The organism is Spirosoma daeguense (genome assembly GCF_054776875.1).
Map to the genome: position 1 here is coordinate 614263 of NZ_BAAHBF010000002.1, position 22862 is coordinate 637124.

The 22862-nt window shown below is 47.0% G+C and carries 19 protein-coding genes; 6 read left to right on the top strand and 13 right to left on the bottom strand.

Features of this window, described 5'->3' with window-relative positions:
* Positions 1 to 26 precede the first annotated feature (26 nt).
* Positions 27 to 1127, bottom strand: coding sequence for a sensor histidine kinase (locus ACYVD4_RS07410; RefSeq protein WP_460943971.1), 1101 nt, complete (start codon positions 1125 to 1127; stop codon positions 27 to 29).
* A gap of 82 nt (positions 1128 to 1209) precedes the next feature.
* Positions 1210 to 2358 carry an FAD-dependent monooxygenase gene (locus ACYVD4_RS07415; RefSeq protein WP_460943973.1) on the bottom strand — a complete coding sequence of 383 codons (1149 nt, stop codon included), beginning with the start codon at positions 2356 to 2358 and terminating at the stop codon, positions 1210 to 1212.
* Between the two features lie 292 nt (positions 2359 to 2650).
* On the opposite strand from ACYVD4_RS07415, the gene ACYVD4_RS07420 reads away from it, so the two are divergent.
* A complete protein-coding gene (locus ACYVD4_RS07420; protein WP_460943975.1) occupies positions 2651 to 3343 on the top strand; it encodes a hypothetical protein in 693 nt (230 codons plus the stop codon).
* A 24-nt stretch (positions 3344 to 3367) separates the two neighbouring features.
* On the opposite strand, the gene ACYVD4_RS07425 is transcribed toward ACYVD4_RS07420, so the two are convergent.
* The 5 genes from ACYVD4_RS07425 to ACYVD4_RS07445 all read right to left on the bottom strand — a co-directional run bounded on the left by ACYVD4_RS07425 (position 3368) and on the right by ACYVD4_RS07445 (position 9114).
* A complete protein-coding gene (locus tag ACYVD4_RS07425; RefSeq protein ID WP_460943977.1) occupies positions 3368 to 4693 on the bottom strand; it encodes a sensor histidine kinase in 1326 nt (441 codons plus the stop codon).
* 118 nt (positions 4694 to 4811) lie between these two features.
* Positions 4812 to 6347, bottom strand: coding sequence for a PKD domain-containing protein (locus tag ACYVD4_RS07430; protein ID WP_460943979.1), 1536 nt, complete (start codon positions 6345 to 6347; stop codon positions 4812 to 4814).
* A gap of 196 nt (positions 6348 to 6543) precedes the next feature.
* Positions 6544 to 7095 carry a cupin domain-containing protein gene (locus ACYVD4_RS07435; RefSeq protein WP_460943981.1) on the bottom strand — a complete coding sequence of 184 codons (552 nt, stop codon included), beginning with the start codon at positions 7093 to 7095 and terminating at the stop codon, positions 6544 to 6546.
* A 31-nt stretch (positions 7096 to 7126) separates the two neighbouring features.
* On the bottom strand, positions 7127 to 8065 hold the full coding sequence (locus ACYVD4_RS07440) for a hypothetical protein (protein WP_460943983.1): 939 nt from the start codon (positions 8063 to 8065) through the stop codon (positions 7127 to 7129).
* A gap of 68 nt (positions 8066 to 8133) precedes the next feature.
* The gene (locus ACYVD4_RS07445; RefSeq protein WP_460943985.1) at positions 8134 to 9114 is read right to left on the bottom strand and encodes a c-type cytochrome; all 981 of its coding nucleotides are present in this window, start codon (positions 9112 to 9114) and stop codon (positions 8134 to 8136) included.
* 323 nt (positions 9115 to 9437) lie between these two features.
* Between ACYVD4_RS07445 and ACYVD4_RS07450 the strand changes: the two genes are divergently transcribed.
* Positions 9438 to 10250: a LytR/AlgR family response regulator transcription factor gene (locus ACYVD4_RS07450; RefSeq protein WP_460943987.1), complete on the top strand. Its 813-nt coding sequence runs from the start codon at positions 9438 to 9440 to the stop codon at positions 10248 to 10250.
* Positions 10251 to 10312: 62 nt separating this feature from the next.
* On the opposite strand, the gene ACYVD4_RS07455 is transcribed toward ACYVD4_RS07450, so the two are convergent.
* Positions 10313 to 11428, bottom strand: coding sequence for a glycerate kinase (locus ACYVD4_RS07455; protein WP_460943989.1), 1116 nt, complete (start codon positions 11426 to 11428; stop codon positions 10313 to 10315).
* Positions 11429 to 11511: 83 nt separating this feature from the next.
* On the opposite strand from ACYVD4_RS07455, the gene ACYVD4_RS07460 reads away from it, so the two are divergent.
* Together ACYVD4_RS07460 and ACYVD4_RS07465 are read left to right on the top strand one after the other, a co-directional pair.
* The gene (locus ACYVD4_RS07460) at positions 11512 to 12534 is read left to right on the top strand and encodes a Gfo/Idh/MocA family protein (RefSeq protein WP_460943991.1); all 1023 of its coding nucleotides are present in this window, start codon (positions 11512 to 11514) and stop codon (positions 12532 to 12534) included.
* Between the two features lie 54 nt (positions 12535 to 12588).
* Positions 12589 to 13500, top strand: coding sequence for a pirin family protein (locus ACYVD4_RS07465; RefSeq protein WP_460943993.1), 912 nt, complete (start codon positions 12589 to 12591; stop codon positions 13498 to 13500).
* A 94-nt stretch (positions 13501 to 13594) separates the two neighbouring features.
* Here ACYVD4_RS07465 and ACYVD4_RS07470 read toward each other — a convergent pair whose 3' ends face one another.
* Both ACYVD4_RS07470 and ACYVD4_RS07475 read right to left on the bottom strand, forming a co-directional pair.
* Complete coding sequence (locus tag ACYVD4_RS07470; protein WP_460943995.1) at positions 13595 to 14920, bottom strand: ABC1 kinase family protein; 1326 nt, start codon at positions 14918 to 14920, stop codon at positions 13595 to 13597.
* A 71-nt stretch (positions 14921 to 14991) separates the two neighbouring features.
* Positions 14992 to 15666 (bottom strand): TetR/AcrR family transcriptional regulator, encoded by a 675-nt coding sequence (locus ACYVD4_RS07475; RefSeq protein ID WP_460943997.1) that lies wholly within the window; start codon positions 15664 to 15666, stop codon positions 14992 to 14994.
* A 152-nt stretch (positions 15667 to 15818) separates the two neighbouring features.
* On the opposite strand from ACYVD4_RS07475, the gene ACYVD4_RS07480 reads away from it, so the two are divergent.
* A complete protein-coding gene (locus ACYVD4_RS07480) occupies positions 15819 to 16349 on the top strand; it encodes a hypothetical protein (protein WP_460943999.1) in 531 nt (176 codons plus the stop codon).
* 105 nt (positions 16350 to 16454) lie between these two features.
* Here the strand turns inward: ACYVD4_RS07480 and ACYVD4_RS07485 are convergent, their stop codons facing one another.
* From ACYVD4_RS07485 to ACYVD4_RS07495, 3 genes are all read right to left on the bottom strand, one after another.
* Positions 16455 to 18710 (bottom strand): T9SS type B sorting domain-containing protein, encoded by a 2256-nt coding sequence (locus tag ACYVD4_RS07485; protein ID WP_460944001.1) that lies wholly within the window; start codon positions 18708 to 18710, stop codon positions 16455 to 16457.
* Between the two features lie 422 nt (positions 18711 to 19132).
* Positions 19133 to 20734 (bottom strand): TMF family protein, encoded by a 1602-nt coding sequence (locus tag ACYVD4_RS07490; protein WP_460944003.1) that lies wholly within the window; start codon positions 20732 to 20734, stop codon positions 19133 to 19135.
* Between the two features lie 203 nt (positions 20735 to 20937).
* Positions 20938 to 21189: a hypothetical protein gene (locus tag ACYVD4_RS07495; RefSeq protein WP_460944005.1), complete on the bottom strand. Its 252-nt coding sequence runs from the start codon at positions 21187 to 21189 to the stop codon at positions 20938 to 20940.
* Positions 21190 to 21406: 217 nt separating this feature from the next.
* Here ACYVD4_RS07495 and rlmD point away from each other — a divergent pair, with 217 nt between their 5' ends.
* Positions 21407 to 22855 (top strand): 23S rRNA (uracil(1939)-C(5))-methyltransferase RlmD, encoded by a 1449-nt coding sequence (gene rlmD / locus ACYVD4_RS07500; protein ID WP_460944008.1) that lies wholly within the window; start codon positions 21407 to 21409, stop codon positions 22853 to 22855.
* Positions 22856 to 22862: the final 7 nt, after the last annotated feature.

The following is a 22862-nucleotide window of genomic DNA, read 5'->3' on the forward strand; positions in this document are numbered from 1 at the left end:
GCGTAAGGTTCATGACGTAATAGCAATCAGACTCCAACGGTTTCGATAAGGGGTAGCGTGACCACAAATTGCCCGTCTTTCTCGAAAATGAGGGGAGTAGGCTGATCGAGCATTCGATACTTGGTTAAGATATTGGTTAGCCCAACCCCATTCGAAATCACCCGCATTGTTTTCCGCTGTACGTTGTTCCGCACCTGCAACCGAGATTCCTGGTCGGTCAGAATATCAATATGTAATGGCTGGTCGGGTAAAATGATGTTATGCTTCACCGCATTTTCAATTAATAACTGCAACGTAAGCGGGGGAATCCGATACGATTGATAACGGTCATCGATGGTCAGGTTAAGATGGAGTGCCGGACCGTGGCGGGTTTTCAACAGGTGATAATACGATTGGATAAACTCAAGCTCAGTGCCCAGATCGGTCAGGTGTTGGTCGTTGGCACGTAGCAGATACCGGTAAACGGTGCTGAGTTCTTCCAGAAATACGCGGGCCTGACTAGGGTTTTCTTCGATCAGCGAATCCAGTACGTTCAGACTATTGAATAGAAAATGTGGGTTTACCTGCTGTTTCAGCGTATCGAGCTGGCTTTGCAGATTGGCCATCCGCAATTTTTCCTGCTCCTGCTCGGCGTGTTTCAGACGCTGTTGATAGGTACGGGTATCGCGGGCAAAAAACAGGGCTTCATAAATAAGCTGAAAGAAAATAAAATTAGAGGTAGCCTGAACAAAATCAAACCCGTACATATTAAACGCAAGGGTCATGTTGTTAATCGTGATGCTGCCTGTCTGACCCGGATCTCTGAAATTTTCCAGATTGCCGTATAAAACCAAATATTTTGCAGCCGAGGTAATCCAGACTAAAACGGTACTGGCAAGGCTACCCGCCAGAAAGGTGAAAAAAAGCCGTTTGAGGAGTTGCCGACGTGCAGGATATTTCTGCCGAAAATAAAAAACAAGTGCCCGATTGATGTGCCACGTAGCCGTAATAGATACCAGACTGATGAGCATTCTAAGCAGAATCTCACCGGTCAGTGGTTTATGGTGAAAACCATTGCTGAGTATGCTGGCCACCCATAGCAACGTAATACCAACGATGCGGAGCCACTTGTCGTTTAGGCTAGTCAAAACAAGGAAGGTTGGGCATTTCTAGTAAAGATAATTGTCTGTTGACGATATTGGTACGTAGTGAATTTAAAATTGAATTTCTTCAGAAATCGACACGGTAAAGCAACTCCAGTTGTTTTTCGTTAATACTATTTGGGAGGATTCGTAATAACCCGTTTCGTACTGAAGCCAGCAACGGATTGCTTATCTGAGCCGCTTTTCCAATCCGCCACGATGTATTAGTAACGTAGTGTGTACGTTGCAGCCGCCGACGTTCAAACGAAGCAAATGCGTTCTCGGGAGACGTGCTGGTTGATAGTTCATTGGCTAAAATAACAGCATCTTCAATAGCCTGACAAGCACCTTGACCTAAATTAGGCGTGGTAGCATGAGCTGCATCGCCCAGCAAAAGGACACGGTCAAATGCATAGCGAAACAACGGTTTCAGATCGATAATATCATTCCAGAGAAGGCTTTCGTCGGGTGTTTTCGCCAACAGCTCAGGAATAGGAGCATGATAATTTGCAAACCGGTTTGATAGCTCAATGGAGGTCATTTTACGCATTCGTTCATTGCGGGCGGGGGCGTTTACGCAGGCAAACCAATAAACCAGATCGTTCGCCAGAGGCACAATTCCCATCCGGCCTGCTGATCCCCAGGTTTCGGTGGCTTCATGCAATTGGTTATTAGGCCAGCTAACAACCGCCCGCCAACAGGTATAACCCGCGTAACGTGGCGTTGAATCGGGCACTAATTGCTGACGAACCAGCGAATGAATGCCATCGGCCACTAGCAGATAATTCGTTTTATGATACGTATCATCGTCGAAGTGGATGAGTACGTGGTTTGATTGTTGATCAATGCGAATGGCCCGTTTGCCCGGATGTAAACAGGTCGGATCTAATTCGGAAAGCAACGCTTTATGGAGTTCGGCCCGGTGAATGGTAAAATTGTCAATACCGTAGCGCTGACTTAACGAACGGCTATCGGTACGGGTAATAATCCTTCCTTTTTCGTCAAGAATGCTTAAAGCATCGAGTTGGCGTCCCTTCGGAATAATTGTATTGACGATACCCAATCGTTGAAAAGCCTGAATTGCATTGGCCGCCAGTGCCAAACCAGCCCCAAGTGGCCGGATAACCGGAGCTGCTTCGAAAAGTGTTACGTTAAGATTCAGGCGTTGCAGAGCGATGGCCGTTGTAAGGCCCGCAATGCCTCCACCCAGAATAGTATAAGAAGATTTCGTTTTCATGTATGCCAAATTGCCGTAAGTAATGGGCTACTGGTTAATCGTTACGATAGTTCGCCAAGTAACTAACAGAATGCCTAACGTGTACGCACTAAGTGTATGAAACGGTAAAAAAACGGGATGAACTGACAGGAAATATGTAGATAATCCGGTCAAACCGGACATTGCTACGTCCGTTTGCGGACAGTGGTACGTAGTGAAAAGGCCATTTTTGAGCTTCTGGGCGTGTTTTTAAAGTATGGCACAGCAGTTGAAAGAAGATAGGTGCATTCACATATGCTAAACAACAAATCTCATGAAAGCCATTATTTTAGTTGCATCGATGTTCAGTTTTTGCGCGTTCGGTTTATCAACCGAAGCCCAATCGTTAGAAGCCTACGCAAGACCCGATTCCGCTCAGGGTTACTGGAAAGTACGGGCAAGTTTTGCTGACAAAACGCCTTACGTTCAGTTTTATAGCGCCCGCCATCAGCTTCTTTATCAGGAGCAACTGCCGCAAAATGTTCGCTATACCGATCGTCAGACGCAACGGGCACTTGATGTGTTACTGGCAAATCTGGTGAACAGCCGCGTGCTGGCAACGGCCTATCTGCCCGAGAATCCAACTACCTCAATAACCGAAAGTCCTGCTACTGCAGTTATATCGGCCAGTGGCAACAACATGAAACAGTCAGTTGTCAAAGATGGTCAGGCTGTATTTTTTGTTGATCCGGCAGTTAGTTCGGTAGGTAAACTAACCATTCACTGCGCACAATTGAAACGACGTTTCAGCAACATAACTCTGGAAGATGAGAACCGGAAAATGTATTATCAGGGGGCATTCAACGATACTAGTTACAAATGCGTGCTCAATGTTCAGGAAATGCAGAGTGGTGTGTATACCCTGAAAATTGGACAGCCAAATCATTCGTTTTCGTATCGCCTGATCATCGACCAGCCTGTACAGCGTTACGAGCTACAAAAAATAGACGAGCAAGCAGTGATGTAGTTCTTAACCTGATGCTGTCAGTTGCTAGTCGATCAGGGGTAAGGTAACCACAAATTGGCCATATTCTTCACTAATTGAGGGGGTGGGTAGGTTAAGCATCTGGTATTTCGACCAGATATTGGCCAAACCCACCCCCGTTGAGTTTACCCGAACAATCTTCCGCTGAACATTATTACGTACCTGAAGCTGATTGCATCGGTTTGTTCCAATAGCGATGGTTAACGGCTGATTCGGCAACGCTATGTTATGTTTTACCGCATTTTCGACCAATAACTGTAACGTAAGCGGAGGGAGCTGCCGATTCAATAAGTTCGGTGCTACGTGCCAGGCAATCTGAAGCGCATCGCCATGTCGGGTTTTCAGCAGATGGCAATACGATTGGATAAATGCCAGCTCGGTTCCCAGCGGGGTCAAAACCTGATCGTTGGCACGTAGCAGATACCGATACACCGAACTCAACTCATCCAGAAAAATATTGGCCTGCTTGGTATCATCATCAATCAGCGCGCTCAGTGAGTTAAGGCTGTTGAACAGAAAATGTGGGTTTACCTGCGCCTGTAATGCCCGAATCTGCACTTCGTGTTTCTCTTTTTCCAGCCGTTGAACGGCCAGTTCCGATTCAAGCTGATCGCGATGATGTTTAGCCCGCTCGTTAGCAAGCTCCTGTTCCATAATCGCACTCCGAATAGCGGCCTGCCGTTGCCGATAACTCAGACCTAGTGTAAAGCAGACCAGTTCGGCAATGATGCCAATTTGCATATAAGTGGGTGACACTTTCCAGAATGGGCCCGACCAGTCTGTGTCATTGCATATAAACGACATGAACATGGACGTCAGCGCACCTGTGAGCAGAAAGAGGGTTCCGGTTGCAAACGCGCGCGATACGGCGTCGCCCAGACTCATCATCTGTCGAATACCATATATCCCCACAACGGCCATAAAAAGTCGCATTACGATGAACCATAATTCGTATATTTCTGACGACCAGGGTAATACGTAGCAGAGTGCAACCTGTAAAAGCACATACGCAACGAGCGCAATCTTTACAATCTGCAAATGCCGGTAAAAGCGGGGCAACCGCCGACGTAAATCGAGAATGGCGTCGGCAAAATCGAAATAAACGTAGTATGCGCCCATCGGAGCGGCTCCCCGAACAAAATAATTGGTTTCGACCGAAAACCATTCACGGAAAACGGATACACGCAGGCCAAAATAAAAGAGCCATGCGAGCATGTAAAGAGTATATAGGCCATAACTACGGTCGCGATAGGTGGTCCATTGCACTACGTTCAGCAACATAATTGACAGCACCATACCCGTAAAAACGGCTCCCCAAAGCTGGAAGGTCATCAACGTAACAGTAAAAGGTAAATTCTGCCGGCATCAACGCTCTGTTTACTGCAAATTCAGCGAACAGGGCCCTGATGTCGGCAGAATCAAATTAGGAAAGCTGCCTGGTTTAACTCGGTTATTTTTCGATCAATACGTTCGTCTGCGTATTGGTTTCGAACGTATTAGCCGTTGAAATATCGGTGTTGGACTTGGCACCGTAGCTCACAAAAACCCCGTAGCCAGCGCTGCTGCTTATGCGCGTGTTTTTGATGTTCAGGTTGGCCCCGGTTCCGTAGATGGCAATATTCGCTTTCTTACCCGACACGATGACATTGCTACCTGCAAAACTCACTTCGGCATTCTCCATCAGGTTTTTAGTGTCCTGCGAGTAGCAGATGAGTCCGCGCCAGAAACCTGTTGTACGGGTGGCTCCTGTGAAAATCACTTTTTCGGTAGCAGTGCCTTTGGCGTTTATGTAGCCATCGGTATTGATACGGATAACGGCATCGCGGTTCATTTCGAGAATTACCCCCGGATTAAGTTTCCAGCCCGCATTAATTGTCAGTTCGCCGTTGATGCGGTAGGGTGTTTTGTCGGTGAAGCCTCCCCACACAATCTCACTGCTATTTTTTACGAGGCTCGAAGGCGTAACTTCCACTACGTTACGTCCGTTTCCACCACCAAAAGTAGACGCTACGTCGAGTTTCGCTACGTTGGCCGCATCGAGCATCAAACCTGCTTCGGTGTTATTAGTGAAGGCATTTTTCGAGAATTCGTTCAGCAGACCACCATCGTAAACATATAGGCCGTAGCCATCATTCTGAGTGAACAGACTGTTTTTAAGCGAAATCTGGGATTTACTACCCGAAACGAACAGAGCCGATTTGGTTGTGCTGAAGATAGGCCGACTTCCAGCGTGCATAACTTCTACATGCTCCAGTACGTTGGCATTACTTCCCGAATACAGCGCCATTCCGACCCAGAAGCCTTTGGTTTTCTGAACGCCCACAAATCTGATTTTCTGGTCGGCAGTACCTTTCGCGATCAGCAGTCCACCATTGTCGTTTACATTCATCCGAACATCGCGCTCGAAGGCAATTACCACGCCGGGATTGATGGTTAGTTCATGGTTTACGTCGATGTTTTTGGTAACGATATAATCAGGTAATTCTGGATTCAGCACCCGATCAACCAGATTAGTTTTAACGGTAATGTTGGCGCTAAGGGCTAACGGTTCGGCAATTGAAGCAGCAATAATAACTTTATCGGTACTTTTTCCGGAGGTGCTCGTTACGTTCAGCTCCATTTCGTATTCGCCTACTTCGTCGGGCTTTAGGGTTGGTTTGAAGGTTGTTGGCCCGGTCAACGTAGCGGTACTTTTAGCCGGTTTTCGAACAATTGTCCATTGATAGGAGAGGGGTTTGCCCTGCTTATCGACCGATGCAGAGCCATCGAGGGTAACCTGCTGGCCAACCTGCACTGATTGGTCGGGACCGGCGTTGGCTACAATCTCCTGAACGGGTGTTACGTCGTTTTCTTTCTTACAGCTACTCAGAAAGAACAGGCTGGAAACAGCGAATAAAACAAGCCATTTCATACGGATTACCTGGATGGTAATTTGATCAGGAAGTGAGAGGAAGAATGGTTTTGAGTTCATAAAAAGGTCCGCCATAGCGGGGTTTGTTGTTTACGTTGACAAAACTAGTTTGAACGGGTGCGAGCCAGAAGTTGATCCTGTCTGAAACGGTAAAAGTGGGTGTTGAAACGACTATTCTTTGGTAGAAATAGGTAGGGGAAGATTAAAACAGGGAAGCGGTATTCCTGATTAAGGAATACCGCTTCTATAATTAAGCCAACACAAATGGTATTTAATCCAGATACTTTTTATAAACAGGACGATAGCCAGCCAGATAAGCTACCGGCGATAAAAGGCTAAAAACCAACTCCTGAACAACTCTGGGTGGTTTGGCCAGCCTGAAAACACTCGCAAAATGGCGAGCCAGTGAAACTGTTTGCAGAAAAGCTGGCATACCATTAGCGTCTACTTTTCCGTCAGCCGCCAGACCGAACGTTATTTCGAAAAAGGTTTCGGTGTTCAACGCGGGGCGAACCTGCCAGTTTACTACAGCATCCGTTTTCGCTGCATTCCACATCGAGTGAATTGTGTTGGCCGGAATATGTAACGTATCGCCGGAACGTAGTATCGTCGTTTGCCCGTTCATTTGCACCGTCAATTCACCTTTCAGCACCGTAAAATCTTCCGTTTGGTCGGGATGATAATGGGCCGCTGGTTCCAGACTCTGACCACGATAGGTCGATTCCATTTCCAGTAACTGCCCGTTTGTGTCGTGGCTGGTTTTGATGAAGCGGAGATTTTGTCCGGTTCTCGGATTCTGAATGATTTTATTTGCAAAAGCCATCGTCTTCTGGAAAAGAACTGTTTTTGTCTGTTTATTTTAATTCATTCAGCCAGTTCTTTGCTACGTCGCGGGCGGCTAAAACGGGCTCCCGGCCTATGCGATAAAGCAATTTCCATTCGTCGGATTGATTGCGATAATCAGCCCGGACAAACTCCAGCTTACTGCCCTGTGGCATAACTTTCGCGTCGAAATCAACTGATTCGGTCAATTTAATAAACTCGCGAAGGCGTTTCTTTATGGCTACGTCTGGGTTCGAGTGAGCATTGAAATCGGCCAGACGGGTGCGATAGTCAGCGGCTTTGGTTTTGCTTTCGGCTAAATGTTCTTCCTCATTTTCAAGTCCTTTGTTCAGTTGCCGGGCCATGTAGCGGTTCATAAAGGCGAGATACTGCGTTTTGAATTCGGCAGGTTTCGAATTCGCCAATGGCTGTATCTGACGTAGCACACTGATATCGCGGGCAAGAGCCGCTTTTTCGGGGGCATCTGCCGTTGCCATTCCCTGTTGAAACTGCGTCATTTGTTGTTGAAGCATTAATACAAGCGTTGAGGCTGGCATCTGCTCAAACATAGCATTCGTTTGTGCAATCTGCTGATTCGCTGTCGATTGTACATCGCTTATAGTTGCCTTTTCGACAAGTTCGGCTTCGCGCGTTTGTGTGTCACTTACCCGGTACTGGTCACGCATGAGTTGCGCGTAGCGGTTTCGGAAATCGGTCGAGTTTACGTAAGCCCGAACCACACCGCCCATCGCCCGAACGGCGGTAGCGCGGGCTTCAGTCGAAAGCTGTTTTCCGATTCGGCGGGTTTGGGAAGAAAGAGTAAACGAAGTAGATTCAGACGTGAGTTGATAAATGACCTGATTCTGAAGTTGATCGGATGTTACACGTAAATCCGTCATTACGTCGACGGGGTGGGCCGCTATGCAAAAAAGCGTACCAACGGCAAGAAACGTAGTAAATGAAGTTTTCATGATACGGAAATGGTTTGTGGTAACGTAGCAATGTGATATCGTTACGTTACCTGTTTGTAGATGAAGTGTTATTTCTGAGCCAGTTGAAGTGCGGCTTTTTTCTGATCGATGTCGTTATTGATTTTAGGGACTGTTTTCAGGTATTCGTAAATGCTTCCAATTTCATAGTCCGACAGCGACAGTTTTGGCTCCATGGGGTATTTCAGGATACTACCGTCGGGCCGAACGCCGTGTTTGACCGCCCGGATAAACTGTTCTTTGGTGTATTTTCGGCCGATACCCGTTTTGTCGTCGAAGGTTAAGTTACCAGTCAGCACTTTCTGACCACCATCGCCAACCATCTCAATACCACCGCCGTAAAAACCTTTACTCTTTTCGGGGTTTACTTTATCCTGATCGATCAGATCGGCGGAGTGACAGGCGTAACAGTCGCCAATCGAATTGGCGGTATACCGACCGAGAGCAACCTGATCGGCGGTGTCGGGGAAAGAGATAAAACGTTCTGAATACGGTAATGGCTTCAGGATGGTGTTCATGAGGAGTTTCGACACAAAACTTAGTTCGGATTCAGGGGCTTCATCCTTAGAGGCTTGTACGGGGAAACGGTCGGAGCGAAGCCAGGCAATCACCGATTTCATGTCTTCATCGGCCATATTCGGATACTGGGGCATGATGCCGCCCGTAGTGCCGTTGTGACGCAAACCAGTACGCAGAAAGTAAATCAGCTCACCATCGGTCCATTTGCCAATGCCTTTGTCCTCGTCTTGAGTGATATTTTTTGAATACAGTTTCCCGAACATAGCGGGTACTTCGGCCAGGTATTTGCCCGTCAGCCGATTGTTTTTATCGGCGTGGCACGACATACACTGAATTTGAGCAATCACTTCACCACGTTCTATACGGGCGTTCGTTCGCTCAACAGTAACTTCAGGAATAGTAGGCGGGTCATACGTGGGTGCGCCTACAATAGCGACATACGCACAGAAACCAGCCAGCAAAACGAGAACACCGGCTAGTAGGTAACCAAAAATTTTAGCGACTTTTTTCATTGTATTTGTTGGTTAAAAAGAGGTAGGTAGCGCGAGCTGACCGATACAAAACTGATTGGCCAATGTGCGTTTGCCAGCTTGGTTTGGGTTGAAACGGCATTATGGGAGGCTGAAATGAATAAAGGACACATTCAACCGATAGAGATGAACGGAAACAAATTGACGTTTTTAATGAACCGGAAAGCGTAAACAGTTCATCCAGTATTCGTACCGTTTCGTGGAGTTATTTTGCTGATTTAAGGGCCTTCCCCATTGCACAAACACGCGCTGACGTATTAATTTGGTACCGAAAACAAGCGAATGACCTTAACCTCTTTTCCCCGATGAACGTACTACTGATTGAAGATGAAGAACTGGCGGTTCGTAAACTGACAAAACTCCTGCAGGATGTCGACCCAACCGTGCAGATTGTTGGAACGGAGGCCAGTGTACGAGGATCGGTAGCCTGGCTTATGGCCAATGGCCCAGGGAAACCATTAGCACCCGATTTGATTTTGATGGATATTGAACTGGCCGATGGTCAGAGTTTCGAAATTTTCGAGCAGACAACCGTTGGCGCGCCCGTTATTTTCACAACTTCCTACGACGAATACGCACTTAAGGCGTTCAAAGTGAACAGCATCGATTACCTGCTGAAACCGATCAAACGTCACGAGTTAGAAGCCAGTTTAGCTAAATACAAACGAACGAAGGGAAGCACCAACGGGGATTCTACTGAAACGAAAACCAGCGATGTTGGACCCGTTGATATTGACGCGCTCGTGCAACAGCTTCGCCAACAGATTCAACCCGCCGATTTCCGCCGTCGGTTTCTGGTCAAACACCTGCAACAGTGGGTGCCGGTTGAAGTGAGCGATATTGCTTATTTCTATTCAGAAGAGGGCGTGAGCCTGTTTCGTACTACAACCAATCAGAAATTTTCGCTCGATTACCCGCTCGATGAACTGGAAAATATGCTGGACCCCAGCCAGTTTTTCCGGGCCAATCGGCAGTTTATCGTGCACATCAATTCGGTGCAGCAAATTCACCCATATTTTAATAATAAGCTGAAACTGACGCTGAAACCAGCCACAGACGAAGAAGTGCTCGTCAGCCGTGAACGCGCTACTGACTTTAAAAAATGGATGGGGAAATGATGTAGGAATGAGTTAATGTGTTTTTTGTGAGACGTTAATAATTACGTCAAAAAGGATAACCATTAGTTTATCAACCGCATTGTTTGAAACGTAGCACGTTCCAGATACGTAGCGGCATTGGCGAGCGCATCGGCTAATGTAACCGGGCCGGGCACGACGGAGAATGCACTCGTCAGGCCAAGTTCATCTAGTTCATCAGGCGAAAGTTGTAATGAACCGCAAAGTGCAATGGTCGGAATGTTACGTGCTTTTGCCAGTTGAACAATTCCGGCTATCAGTTTTCCTTGAAGTGTTTGGTTGTCAATACGTCCTTCGCCGGTCAGAACCAAATCAACGTCGTCTAATTTATCCGCCAGTTGAGTGTGCCGAATCACTAAATTGACACCTTCGGTAAGATTTCCGTTAAGAAATAACATCGCTCCAGCACCTAACCCTCCGGCTGCTCCAGCTCCTGCTACGTTGGTCAACTCAAGATTAAACTGCTGCTGTACTACGTTGGCCCAATGTTGCATACCAGCATCAAGAACTGGCAAATCGTCGGGTTGCGCGCCTTTTTGTGGGCCGTAGATATAGGTAGCACCTTGTGGCCCCGTTAGCGGATTTGTTACGTCGCAAGCAACACTCACGGTTCCTTTCCAGCGATTTTCGGGCGGAATTATGGTTTGAATTTGATGCAGATTACCACCACATGGACGTAGTGGTTGATTAGCTTTGCCCAGAAATTGCCAACCCAACGCTGCCGCCATACCCGTTCCGGCATCGTTGGTTGCACTACCGCCAATGCCCAGTACAATCTGGCTCACACCCTGCTCAATGGCATGACGAATCAATTCGCCCGTTCCATACGTAGTGGTCTGAAATGGATCGTATTCCGCCGAACGTAGCAAACGCAATCCCGATGCCTGAGCCATTTCGATAAAGGCGGTTTTGCCATCGCCAGAGATGCCGTACCCTGCTTCGACTGGCCTACCTAGCGGGTCCTGTACCGAAAGCGTCAACCAGCGACCATTGGTTGTATGAGTCAGTACGTCGGCTGTGCCTTCGCCACCGTCGGCCATCGGAACAGATACGATATTGGCTTTTGGCTGGGCCTGTAAAATACCACGAGTCATAGCCTGGCATACCTCAGAGGCTGTCAGTGAGCCTTTAAATTTATCGGGAGCAAGTAAAATTTTCATATCAGTACTGCAAGTAAACAATTGTATCCCGGTATCCGCAAGAGCGATACGTATCGTCAACTTTTTTTTGCTTTCTTTACGGTATGTCTACCTATAAAGCAGCGATCATCGGCGGAGGTAATATTGCCGATTCGAATCATATTCCAGCCCTTAAACAACTTTCTGAACAGGTCGAAGTGGTGGCCGTATGTGGTCGTGATCTCACTAAAGCCCGTGCACTAGCCGATAAGCACCAAATTCCTCATGCGTTTAACGACACGGCTGAATTGTACCAGCAATGCGCACCTAACGTAGTGGTAATCTGCACACCCAACAACCTCCATTACCCGCAGGCTATGGAAGCATTGGAGAACGGTTGCCATGTTTTCTGCGAGAAACCACCCGCTATACAGGCTCAACACGCTCGCGAAATGGCTGATCTGGCGGCTGAAAAAGGCTTAACGCTGGCGTATAATTTTCAGCTTCGGCAAACTAGCGAATGGGCGTTGTTAACGCGCTTAAAAACCGATGGCTCACTGGGTGATATTTACCATATTAAAGCTAATTTCCTGCGTCGGCGGGGTATTCCGGGATGGGGTTATTTTACCGATAAGACCATGCAGGGTGGGGGTGCTTTAATCGATTTGGGTGTACACGTACTTGATCTGGCACTTCACGCGCTCGATTACGCAATGCCTGAGAACGTAGTCGGTAATACGTATGATTTTATCGGTAAAGCGGGTGGCAAAGGCTTATTGGGAAGTTGGAATCCAGCTACCTTTGAGGTTGAAGATGGGGCTACAGCTTATCTTTCGTTTCCGAACAAAGCGTCGATCATGCTTTCGGCATCGTTTGCGCTGAACATGCAGGACGAAAAAAAACGGAATCTGGAACTATTTGGCAGTAAAGGTGGTGCTACGTTGTTTCCTTTTACGCTACATACCGAAGTGGCAGGAGAGTTGGCAGATATTCGCTTTCCTTTTCTGGAGGAAACCGACATCCAACTGAAAAATACAGCCGCTTTTCTGGACGCCTGCTCAGGAAAACCATCAAACGTTTGTACTGCCGAACAGGGTGCCATGCTGCAGCAAATCGTGGAACAGATTTATCAGTCTGCCGAACGCTAACTTGCTACGTAGCATTTTTATTCTCTGATTATCAACGTAGAAACTTTTCCGTTTATGCTAGATATAGTGATTGATGCACGTCCGGCCTCGTTGGGCAATGGGTTCACGGTACGTCGGATTCTGCCGTATCGCCTTCGTCGGATGTTGGGTCCATTTATTTTTATGGATCACGGAGGTCCCGTCAATTTTTCGCCCGAACAAGCTCCTAAGATGGACGTATTGCCCCATCCACACATTGGTCTCTCGACGGTGAGTTATTTGTTCGATGGACAGGTAACGCACCGAGATAGTCTGGGCGTACAGCAGATTATCCGGCCCGGCGAAGTAAACTGGATGACGGCCGGTCGGGGAATTGCACATTCTGAACGGTTTGAAGATCCTGCTACGTTGGCAGGTGGTTCGCTGGAGATGATTCAGACGTGGGTAGCCTTGCCCGAAGCAGACGAAGAATCATTGCCAACATTTGATAACTACCAGCCGCATGAACTGCCCATATTTACGGATAAAGGTGTCTGGATGCGGTTGATTGCTGGTGATGCTTTTGGCTTACAGAATGAGGTGAAAACGCATTCACCCTTGTTCTATGCGCATGTTGTGTTGCAAGCGGGCACTCGTTTTGGCTTGCCTGTGGGCTATCCCGAACGTGGTGCATACGTGGCAAAAGGAACTGTAGAGGTAAACGGAAATCGGTATGGCGCTGGGCAACTGCTCGTTTTTACGCCGGGAATCGATCCTGTACTAACGGCTTTAGAAGTGGCAACGATTATGCTGCTGGGTGGCGAACCATTGGGCGAGCGGTTTATCTGGTGGAATTTCGTTTCGTCGCGTAAGGAACGTATTGAAGAAGCCAAAGCCGATTGGGAGGCTGGCCGGATTGCGTTACCTCCCAACGATGATAAAGAGTTTGTTCCATTACCGCACGACAATTCGAGACCCGCCGGAACACCACCTCAACCGTTGTCGTAAACGTATTGATATTGACAAAACACGGCGGAGAGAATGTCCGCGTTACAATATGACGTAACGCGGACATTCTCTCCGCCGTGTGATAGCTGCTACGTTAGGCAACCAGCTTTTTGGAGCGTAACCACTCTGGTTTAGTTGTTACTACGTTAGCTTTCAATTCATTGAGCATGGCATAGAGCCCATAATACGTCCGGTTAACGTACAACCCTTCCTGCGAACCACGGCCAACTTTCGCATTTTTTATCTCTGGAATTTTCGACAGACCTTCGGCAAAAGCGTACAGTTTGCTGAAATAGTTATCATTGCCAAAGTCGAACGCATCTACCCGGAATGGCTCCGACAGCATCAGTGTCATTTCCTTGAACAGGGATGTGAAAAATTCCCGTTCCTGAGGGGTGTCTGTGTCGTTTAGAAACTCCAGATTCGTAAAAACTTCTTCTGTCAATTTAGGATCGTCTAACGTATCGGGATTTAGCGGGCGGAAGTAGTTTTCGTAATAGAAATCCGGTATCACCTTCACACAGCCGAAATCAATGACGCCCATTGTGCCATCGAGTCGCATCAGGAAATTTCCGGGATGCGGATCGGCATGTACCTGACGTAGCGTATGCATCTGAAGGTCATAGAAATCCCAAAGTGCCTGCCCAATCTGGTTACGTACTTCCTGCGATGGGTTCGTTTTCAAAAACTCTTTCAAGTGAAGCCCATCGAGCCAGTCCATAGTCAGAATCCGTTTTGCAGAATATTCTGGGTAGTAATTCGGGAAAACGAGATTTTTTAGATGGGCGCAGGCTTTTGAAATCTCGATAGATCGCCGAAGTTCAAGCTCATAATCAGTCTCTTCCAGTAGCTTTGATTCCACCTCGCCCATATACCGATCGATATCACGTTCGTTAAGGTTGAGCAGCCGGACCGCCAGCGGTTTCGCTATTTTCAGATCAGAGCTAACAGCGTCGGCAACACCCGGATATTGTACTTTTACAGCCAGTTTTTTGCCATCTTTCCACGCCTGATGCACCTGGCCAATACTGGCGGCATTGACCGCATCCATGTCGAATTTGTCGAATAGTTGTGCGGGTGATTTTCCAAAATACGTCTTAAATGTTTTGACAACGAGCGGGCCGGAAAGTGGTGGTGCCGAATATTGCGCCATCGTAAACTTGTCGGTATACGCAACGGGCAACATTCCCCGGTCCATACTCAGCATCTGCGCCATTTTCAGGGCCGAGCCTTTCAGTTCGCTCAGGGCATCGTAGATATCCGCAGCATTGTCTTTATGCAGTTCCTCCTTCGACAACTCGGGGTCGATGAGTTTTTTGCTATAATGTTTTATATAATTTCCTCCAACTTTTACCCCCGCCTTCACAAACTGGCTGGCACGGGCAACTTTGCTGGTCGGAACGGATGTTTGCGTTTTCATTTTCAAAGAGTGAAAGTGCGAATGAGCGAAAGGTTGACGCGAGAAATTAATTCGCACTTTCACTCATTCACTCATTTATTCTGGTACATAAACTTAGCGAAGTCGAACAGGGTATCCAGTGGTGAACGACCGATAAGATCGAATGCGGTATTGACCGATTTTTCGATAGCTGAATCCGTCTTTTCGAAATTTTTACTCACGTCGCGCACCCAGAAATCAAGTAGGTAAAGCGTTTGCCCCCAGAGTGCATCCGGGTAGCGATCGGTGATAAACGGTCGTGGCTCCACTTCCTTACTTTCACGACCTTCGGCCAATAAATCGCGGGCATAATCGTAAAAAGACTCTTTAAATGGCCTGAATATCTGTGAGTTTTGAATAGAACGCCATTCTCCATGACGCCCCACGCTCCGTGCCCCATGCCCTAAACTTTTCAGGTTGCCAAAACTGTAAACGGCAAAACTGCGCTGGGCTTTTAGTAACTCGATCCAGGTATAATAGAATGCCAGTAACTTCTCCCGAACCGAATAGTTTTGTGAGGTTGGGTCCGTTTCGACGGTCTGTTTCGCTTCTTCGAAAAACGTGAGCCAGATATCGGCTTCAATAGCATCGAAGGACGTATAGTGCGAGTAGAAATCAGCTTCGGAAATTTTTAATTTCTTAGCAAACTGGAAAACTGTGACGGGTTGTTTCCCATGTTCGAGTACGTATTCCGTGTACGCTTTTCGTATTTTTTCGAGCGTTTCCATATACTCAGCTAACGGTCTGTATTGCCGAAAAGTTTGATTTAACGATGGGTTATGGAGAAACATTTCGGGTTCAAATTCGCTTCGGGCGAATGAGGTTTGTGTGTAACTTTGTAGTTCATACGTTCAGCAATCATACTGCCCAGTCAGACGCCATGAAATCGATTCGAATCAATACGTTTTGTTTACTTGCTTTATTTTTATTGCCTGCATTTCAGGCGTTTAGTCAGTATTATCCGGGAGGTGGCATGGGCTACGGGGGGTATGGTCGCCGGATGGGCGGAGGAATGGACCCCACCATGCAGAGCAGTCCCCGGTCAAACATTCCGAACATTGCGGGTGATATAGCGCAGAAAGAAACCAAGTGGCTGAAAGAAAACCTGTCGCTAACAAAAGAACAGCATAAAGCGGTTAGGAACCTGAATAACGAATACGCCAGCCAGCAACAGGACGCTATTAAGGATATTGTTGGTTCCACTGGCGGAAAGCCGACGCCCGAAACCCGTAAGCAAATTCAGGATATGATGCTGATGCTGAATGAAGAAAAGGAAGATCGGCTGAAACCTATTCTGACGCCTGAGCAATGGACTCTGTATCAGTCGAAAAAAGAAGATATGCAGAAAGAAGTTGGCGGTTTCCGGCCACCTGCTCCCAAGAAAGATTCGCTTAGTAAAAGCCAGCCTTAGTTCCCAGTTCTAAATGATCGGAACGTAACAGCCGCATAAAAAACAAGCTCCCGAAAACTCAATACGTTTCGGGAGCTTGTTTTTTTATGCAGTTGATTGTAGGTATTATCGGATAAGTGTGAGCGGGCCTTTTAACGTCCGCTTTGTTGTTTGCAGGAGGTAATAATACGTACCGACAGAAGCATCGGTGCCATACCAACGGAATTTTGGATCGTTCGATTTATAAACCGATTGCCCCCAACGGTTTGTAATGTCGATGGATACAAATTGTTCATCGCATGAATTGTCGGGGAAATCACTGATCGCAAAGTAATCGTTGAAACCGTCGCCATTTGGCGTAAATACGTTCGGAATCTTAATCTCAATGTTGGCCGTTGGGTTTTTGACGTGGAACGTAACAGACGTAGTAGCAATATGTTGCGGTTGACACGAGCGGTCATCGACCATAAAATCGACCACAAACGTAGCTTCCGTTTTTCCGGCCATCATCTCGCAGGTTGGTTTCCAAGAGAAAGGCGACTGGAGCGTTGGCATTCCGTTTTTGTCAGTAAAAACCATGCCCATCACTTTCATGTCGAACCCTTTACCTACGCCCGTCATACGTAACGTATCGCGGTCGGGGTCGTTGCCGATTACGTCGAAAATAGCTTGTCCGCCCGATTCGCCCGGCCCAACAATCAGTTCAACCACCGGCTGATTCAACGTAGTTCGGATATTGGGCGGTTGACTCGGTATGCCTATCGCCGTTAAATTAACTGTAACTGTATCGCGCAAATTGCGACTACAGCGTGTATCGGTTACGATAAAATCGACTATGTATTCGGTTTGAGTAGCCGTAACACAGGTTGGTTTCCAAATGAACGGTTGCGAAACTTTGCCTACACCCGACGCCGAACCAAACGTCATGCCGGCCTGTGCAAGAGTAAACCCGCGACCTACGGCCTGAATGGTGATATTGTCGTTATCGATATCATTGCCAAAGGCTGTAAAGGATAACGGTGAGCCGACATTCACCGTAGCCTTATTATTCGGTAGATTCGTACTGGCAGCCGGTTTGTTGTTATCGGATGGGATAATATTTAATCGAATTGTAAGCGTATCGCTGAGCCCTTGTGGACAACCATCGTCTGTAGCCCGGATCATCAGCGTAATGGGGCTACCATTACCACCTACACATCGTCCGAAACAAAAACGAGTTTGTAACGTATCGCGAGCCGTGCGGGTAAAGAGGTCGGTAGGGGCCACGGTCAGACCGGGTAGCGAACCACTCATATTGATAATGGTGATACGTTGGTTTGGGTTGATGTCGGTAATATAAAGATTCAGACAGTTCGTATCTTTTTCTGCAATAGTTAATACGTTACCCTCTTTATAAAAGGCGGATTGGCCGGCCGGTCGGAACAACAATTGAGGTGCGTCGTTACGTGGACATTCAATAACCAATACCTGAAAATCGCGACGAACACGGCCGATTATTTTACCCTCACGATATTCCGTTACTTCCACCGAAAACACATATAAACCCTGCCGATTTGGTGTTACACTGAGCAAGCCGGTTTTTGAATTCACACGTAGCGGATCGGTTCCGGGAATTTGATTGGAGACCGAAATACCGTTATTCCAGCGGATGCCCGGATAAGGACCGGCGTAGAAAACGGGATTGACTGGCTGATTCAGGGCGCCGGGGTTTGGAAATCCGGCCGTACTGAAACCATTGTAAGGCGTAACCATGACGTAAGAAAGACTATCGCCATCGGGGTCTGTTGCACTAAAATCGAGGGTAAATGGCTGACCGACACAGGCGTAGTCGCCTTTGGGGATGGCAAATACGGGCGATGAATTATTGAATCGCGTTGTTCCGTTCTGAATCGCTGGAAATTCGAGATAAAACGTTGAACCGGCTGCCCCTGGGTCCTGAATATTAACAATAGTACCGTTTCGGCAACAACGCTCCCATGAAATGTAATAGCCAGCGGGGTCATTAAATTGGTTTGCTTCCAGCGTTAAATCGTTGCTGTATTTAATCAGGCGGGTTCGGACATTGCCGCTAGCACAAACCGTATTTGTATACGCAACAAACTGCTCACTGATTCGCTGAAGTGGTACGTAACCAATGAGGGTATTGGTACGTTTCGAAAATACCCCAACAGTAATCGATGCATCGTTGGCACCCGGTTGTCCGTTAATATCGTCGAAATAAAGGTTTAGGTTGATGCGATGGGAATAACGAGCCTGTGCGCCCAGATAACGAAGTTCCAGTTCGCCCCCAACAATATGCGTTGCTAGTGCCAACGGACTCAGAACCAGTAAAAAACTCGTTAAAACTAAACTCCACCACCACGGCCGGTACAATTGCCTCATACACTGAAAAGTTCGGTATTAAGAAACTCTGAAAAAAGAGTCCTTAAAATAGCGTTTAATAAATGGTACTGCTAACGAACTGTTCTACACCTGTATTAGGCCCGGAAAAGGGGAAGGGAGAAAAACATCAGTAAAACGTTCGCTCATATCTTATCACTGTTTAATCAAAAATACGCAAAAAATAGCCGCTCCGTGTCAAGGCAAACAGGGCTATTTTCAGTTTAATCTGATAACGTTGGGCCGAGCAGATTCTTGCCCGTTTTTCTCATAGATTGAACAAACCATAAAAGGGTTGGAATCTCATATAAAAATGAGCGGCTATCCGGAATGTTTTATCAACAATAGCTAACCAAATTCCTGATTAAGAAACATAAAAAAAGCCCGAACGTAGCAGGTTCGGGCTTTTCTATTAGTGGATAAATTTACTTCTTTTCCAGAAGTTGTTTAACAAGAGATTTCAGTTCACACATTTCGTCCTCCAAATGCTGAATTTTATGCTGTTTAAGTTGATCTGATTTCTCTAACTGAATACTGTATAACGTAAGTTCTTCGATCTTTTCCAGCAGCTTGGCGTCCATCTTCGCTACGTCGATGCCTTTCTTCACCACCTCAGTTGCAGACGGCACGCCTGGTAAATGCTTATTGGCCTGAATAAATTTTTCTACCTCTGACAAGTCCTGTAATTTATATGTATTGTCAAATACGTAATCACTCCATTCCGAGGTGTTCTTAACGGCTACTTTCACTTTTTCGGTTAAAATACCCTCTTCTACGTAGAGCTTGTAACCCGATGGTGTATTGGATACGTTAGCCCCAATAATTATGGCTTCCCCTTTACTATTTTGCAAAAAGGCTCCTTTCTGCTGCCATAAAGACTCTGTCACCCCTTCTCTAGCTACCCCTGTGGTAGTACCTAATACAACATCACCTGCATCATTAACTGTTAAAAATTTAACCTGACCATACATACTGGCAGGTGATGAACTGGTGAGGTTGGAAAGGCGCAAACCCGATTGATTGGCAACGCCTTTGGTAATCTCCAGTTTATTGTTGGGAGCGGTATTGCCAATACCGACATTGACCTGATTATTACCCAGAATCATGGCGTTTGAGGTAGTTACAGATGCGTTATACCCAATGGCGGTTGAGTTGGTTAGGTTGCCACTGCCGGGCGGATTGGTGGCGGCTACGCCGATAAAGGTATTCTTGGAGCCTGTTGTATTATTGATACCTGCGTATCGACCAACAGCTGTATTCTCCCCTCCGCTGGTGCTATTGAGGAACGAGCCATCCCCGACGGAGGTGTTACCTTCGCCACTAGTGTTACCAGCCCCAGCACCATTTCCCAGAAACAGATTGTAGGAACCATTACTGTTGGCACCCGCCTGCTGGCCCAGAAACATATTACCGATTCCTGTCTTGTTGTTATAACCTGCCTGATGCCCCACAAACACGTTGGCCCCGGCGGTAATATTGTTATAGCCTGCCTGAAAACCTATAAATACATTACTCACACCGGTAGTAGTTTGATGACCGGCTGATCGGCCCAAAAACACATTGTCCTTTCCGGTAGTGTTGAATTGTCCGGCATTAGTTCCTAAGAACGTGTTACTACCCCCTGTCGTATTCTGCAATCCAGCCAGAGTGCCAATAAAGACGTTATTACTTCCCGTTGTATTATCCTCACCCGCTTCGTTGCCTAGAAAGGTATTGCTGCCACCCGTTTGGTTAGCCCGGCCGGCCTCTTTACCAATGAAGGTGTTATAACTACCACTTGAATTAAACGCTCCTGCAAGATAGCCCATAAAGGTATTACTGATACCTGATGAGCTACTTGCTCCCGCATTACTACCAAACATTGAATTGAAATTCCCTGTCATTGCAGTATTACCTGCGTTTGACCCTACCAACGTATTATAGTTAGCCGGTGTAGTAGCGTTTGCTACTCTTTCAACATAATTGGTTTGGGCAAATGCTACCTGTGTTAAGGTGAGAGGAAATGCAAGAAAATACAGCCGTTTCATAGTTGTCTGATAAGGTTAAAATCATGAATCAAATGTAGAAACAGGAGTATACCGACTGATAAATTATCTACTTGAAGCGGGCTGAAATCTAGTCTGGAGTGGGTAAAAATGAGCTTTAATGGTAGACGTCTATTTGCTCCGGGAAGCATTAAAAAAAGCCCACCGGGATTAAGGGTGGGCTTGTGCCAAATTTGTTATTGGATCTACTTTTTTTCTAACACCTGTTTCATTAGGATTTCGAGTTGAGCCATCTTGTCTTTTAACAACTGGATTTCAGATTTTTGTCCCTTGTTCTCTTTCTCCAATTGAATACTATATAGTGTAAGTTCTTCGATCTTTTCCAGCAGTTTGGCATCCGTCTTCGCTACGTCATAACCTTTTTCAACTACTTCGGTAGCGGAGGGTATACCAGATAGGTGTTTATTGGCTTTGATGAAGTTATGCTTTCTAGGCACTAGATTCCCGGAATACTTCGGGCTTATAAATCGACTCTCGGTCAAGAGCTATAAGTGTTGTAGATTTGTGCTATCAGAAAACAATTATAAAACCGAGAGCAGAAATCAACGGCTATTTATGACGTGGCCGAGGAACGAAAAGCTCAGAAGACCGACTGATACGTTAGCCAATACAGTTGAGGATTGGGGTTAACGTATCAGTATTATTTTAAGATGTATGCGTAGGAGAAGTAATAGAGTGCCCGAACGGTTAGAACGCGTTCGAATTGATGCGGTTGCTGCTGAAGGAAAGTGTCTTGTTCGTACTGACGAAGGAGTGATTTTTGTTGATAATCCCACCGGGGGGCCGGGCGTAGCACCGGGCGATCTGGTTGACCTACGTATCACTAATCGTAAAAAACAATACCGCGAATCTGTTGCTGAACACGTGCATGAATGGTCGCCGGTACGTGCCGAACCATTCTGCCAGCATTTTGGTACGTGCGGGGGGTGTAAATGGCAGCATATCAGCTATAATGAACAACTGAATTTCAAGCACCAGCAGGTAGTCGATCATCTGACACGTATTGGTAAAGTTGAACTGCCACCCATCCGTCCAATTCTGGCCGCCCAACCTACTCAATATTACCGGAACAAGCTTGAATTTACCTGTGCCGAAGGGCGCTGGCTCACACAAGCTGAAGTACGTACCGATGCGCCGATGGACCAGCGAGCAGTGGGCTTTCATGTGCCGGGTCGGTTCGATAAAGTGCTACCCATTGAGCATTGCTACCTCCAGCCCGATCCATCGAACGCCATTCGGCAGGCTATCAATGACTACGTGTTTCAGCATGATATGACGTTGTATAACCTGAAACAGCATACAGGTTTCCTGCGAACACTTATTATCCGGACAGCCGAAACGACGCAGCAACTTATGGTAACGGTGCAGGTGGCGCAGGACAATCCATATCTGCTCAACGGCTTACTACGTCATGTACAGGAGTTGTTTCCACAGATTACGTCGCTCAATTATATCCTGAACACAAAGAAAAATGACAGCTATCAGGATCAGCAGGTAATAAACTGGGGAGGTAAAACTTACATTGAAGAACAGATGGAAACTGGTGGCGGGCATCCTCCGCTCACGTTTCGAATTGGCCCCAAATCGTTTTACCAGACCAATGCCCAACAGGCATATACACTCTATAAAGTAACGCGTGACTGGGCAGGGCTGACGGGTAACGAACGGGTCTATGACCTCTATACCGGTACGGGCACCATTGCGCTTTTTGTAGCTCGACAGGCGCGTGAAGTCATTGGCGTTGAATATGTTGAAGCCTCGGTTGCCGATGCGCGAGTAAACGCGCAGGTGAACGGCATAACCAATGCACAGTTCTTTGCCGGCGATATGCGTAACATTTTAACCGATAGCTTTTTCGATCAACACGGCCGCCCCGACGTAGTAATTACCGACCCACCGCGAGCAGGTATGGACGAAGCCGTAACTCGTCAGTTGCTCAAAGCGGCTCCCGAACGTATCGTTTATGTAAGTTGTAACACCGCTACACAGGCGCGTGATTTGGCTATCTTTGATGAAGGGTATCGGGTCGCCGATGTGCAGCCAGTCGATATGTTTCCGCATACGCATCACGTAGAGAACGTAGCGTTGCTTGTCAAAAAATGAATACCGT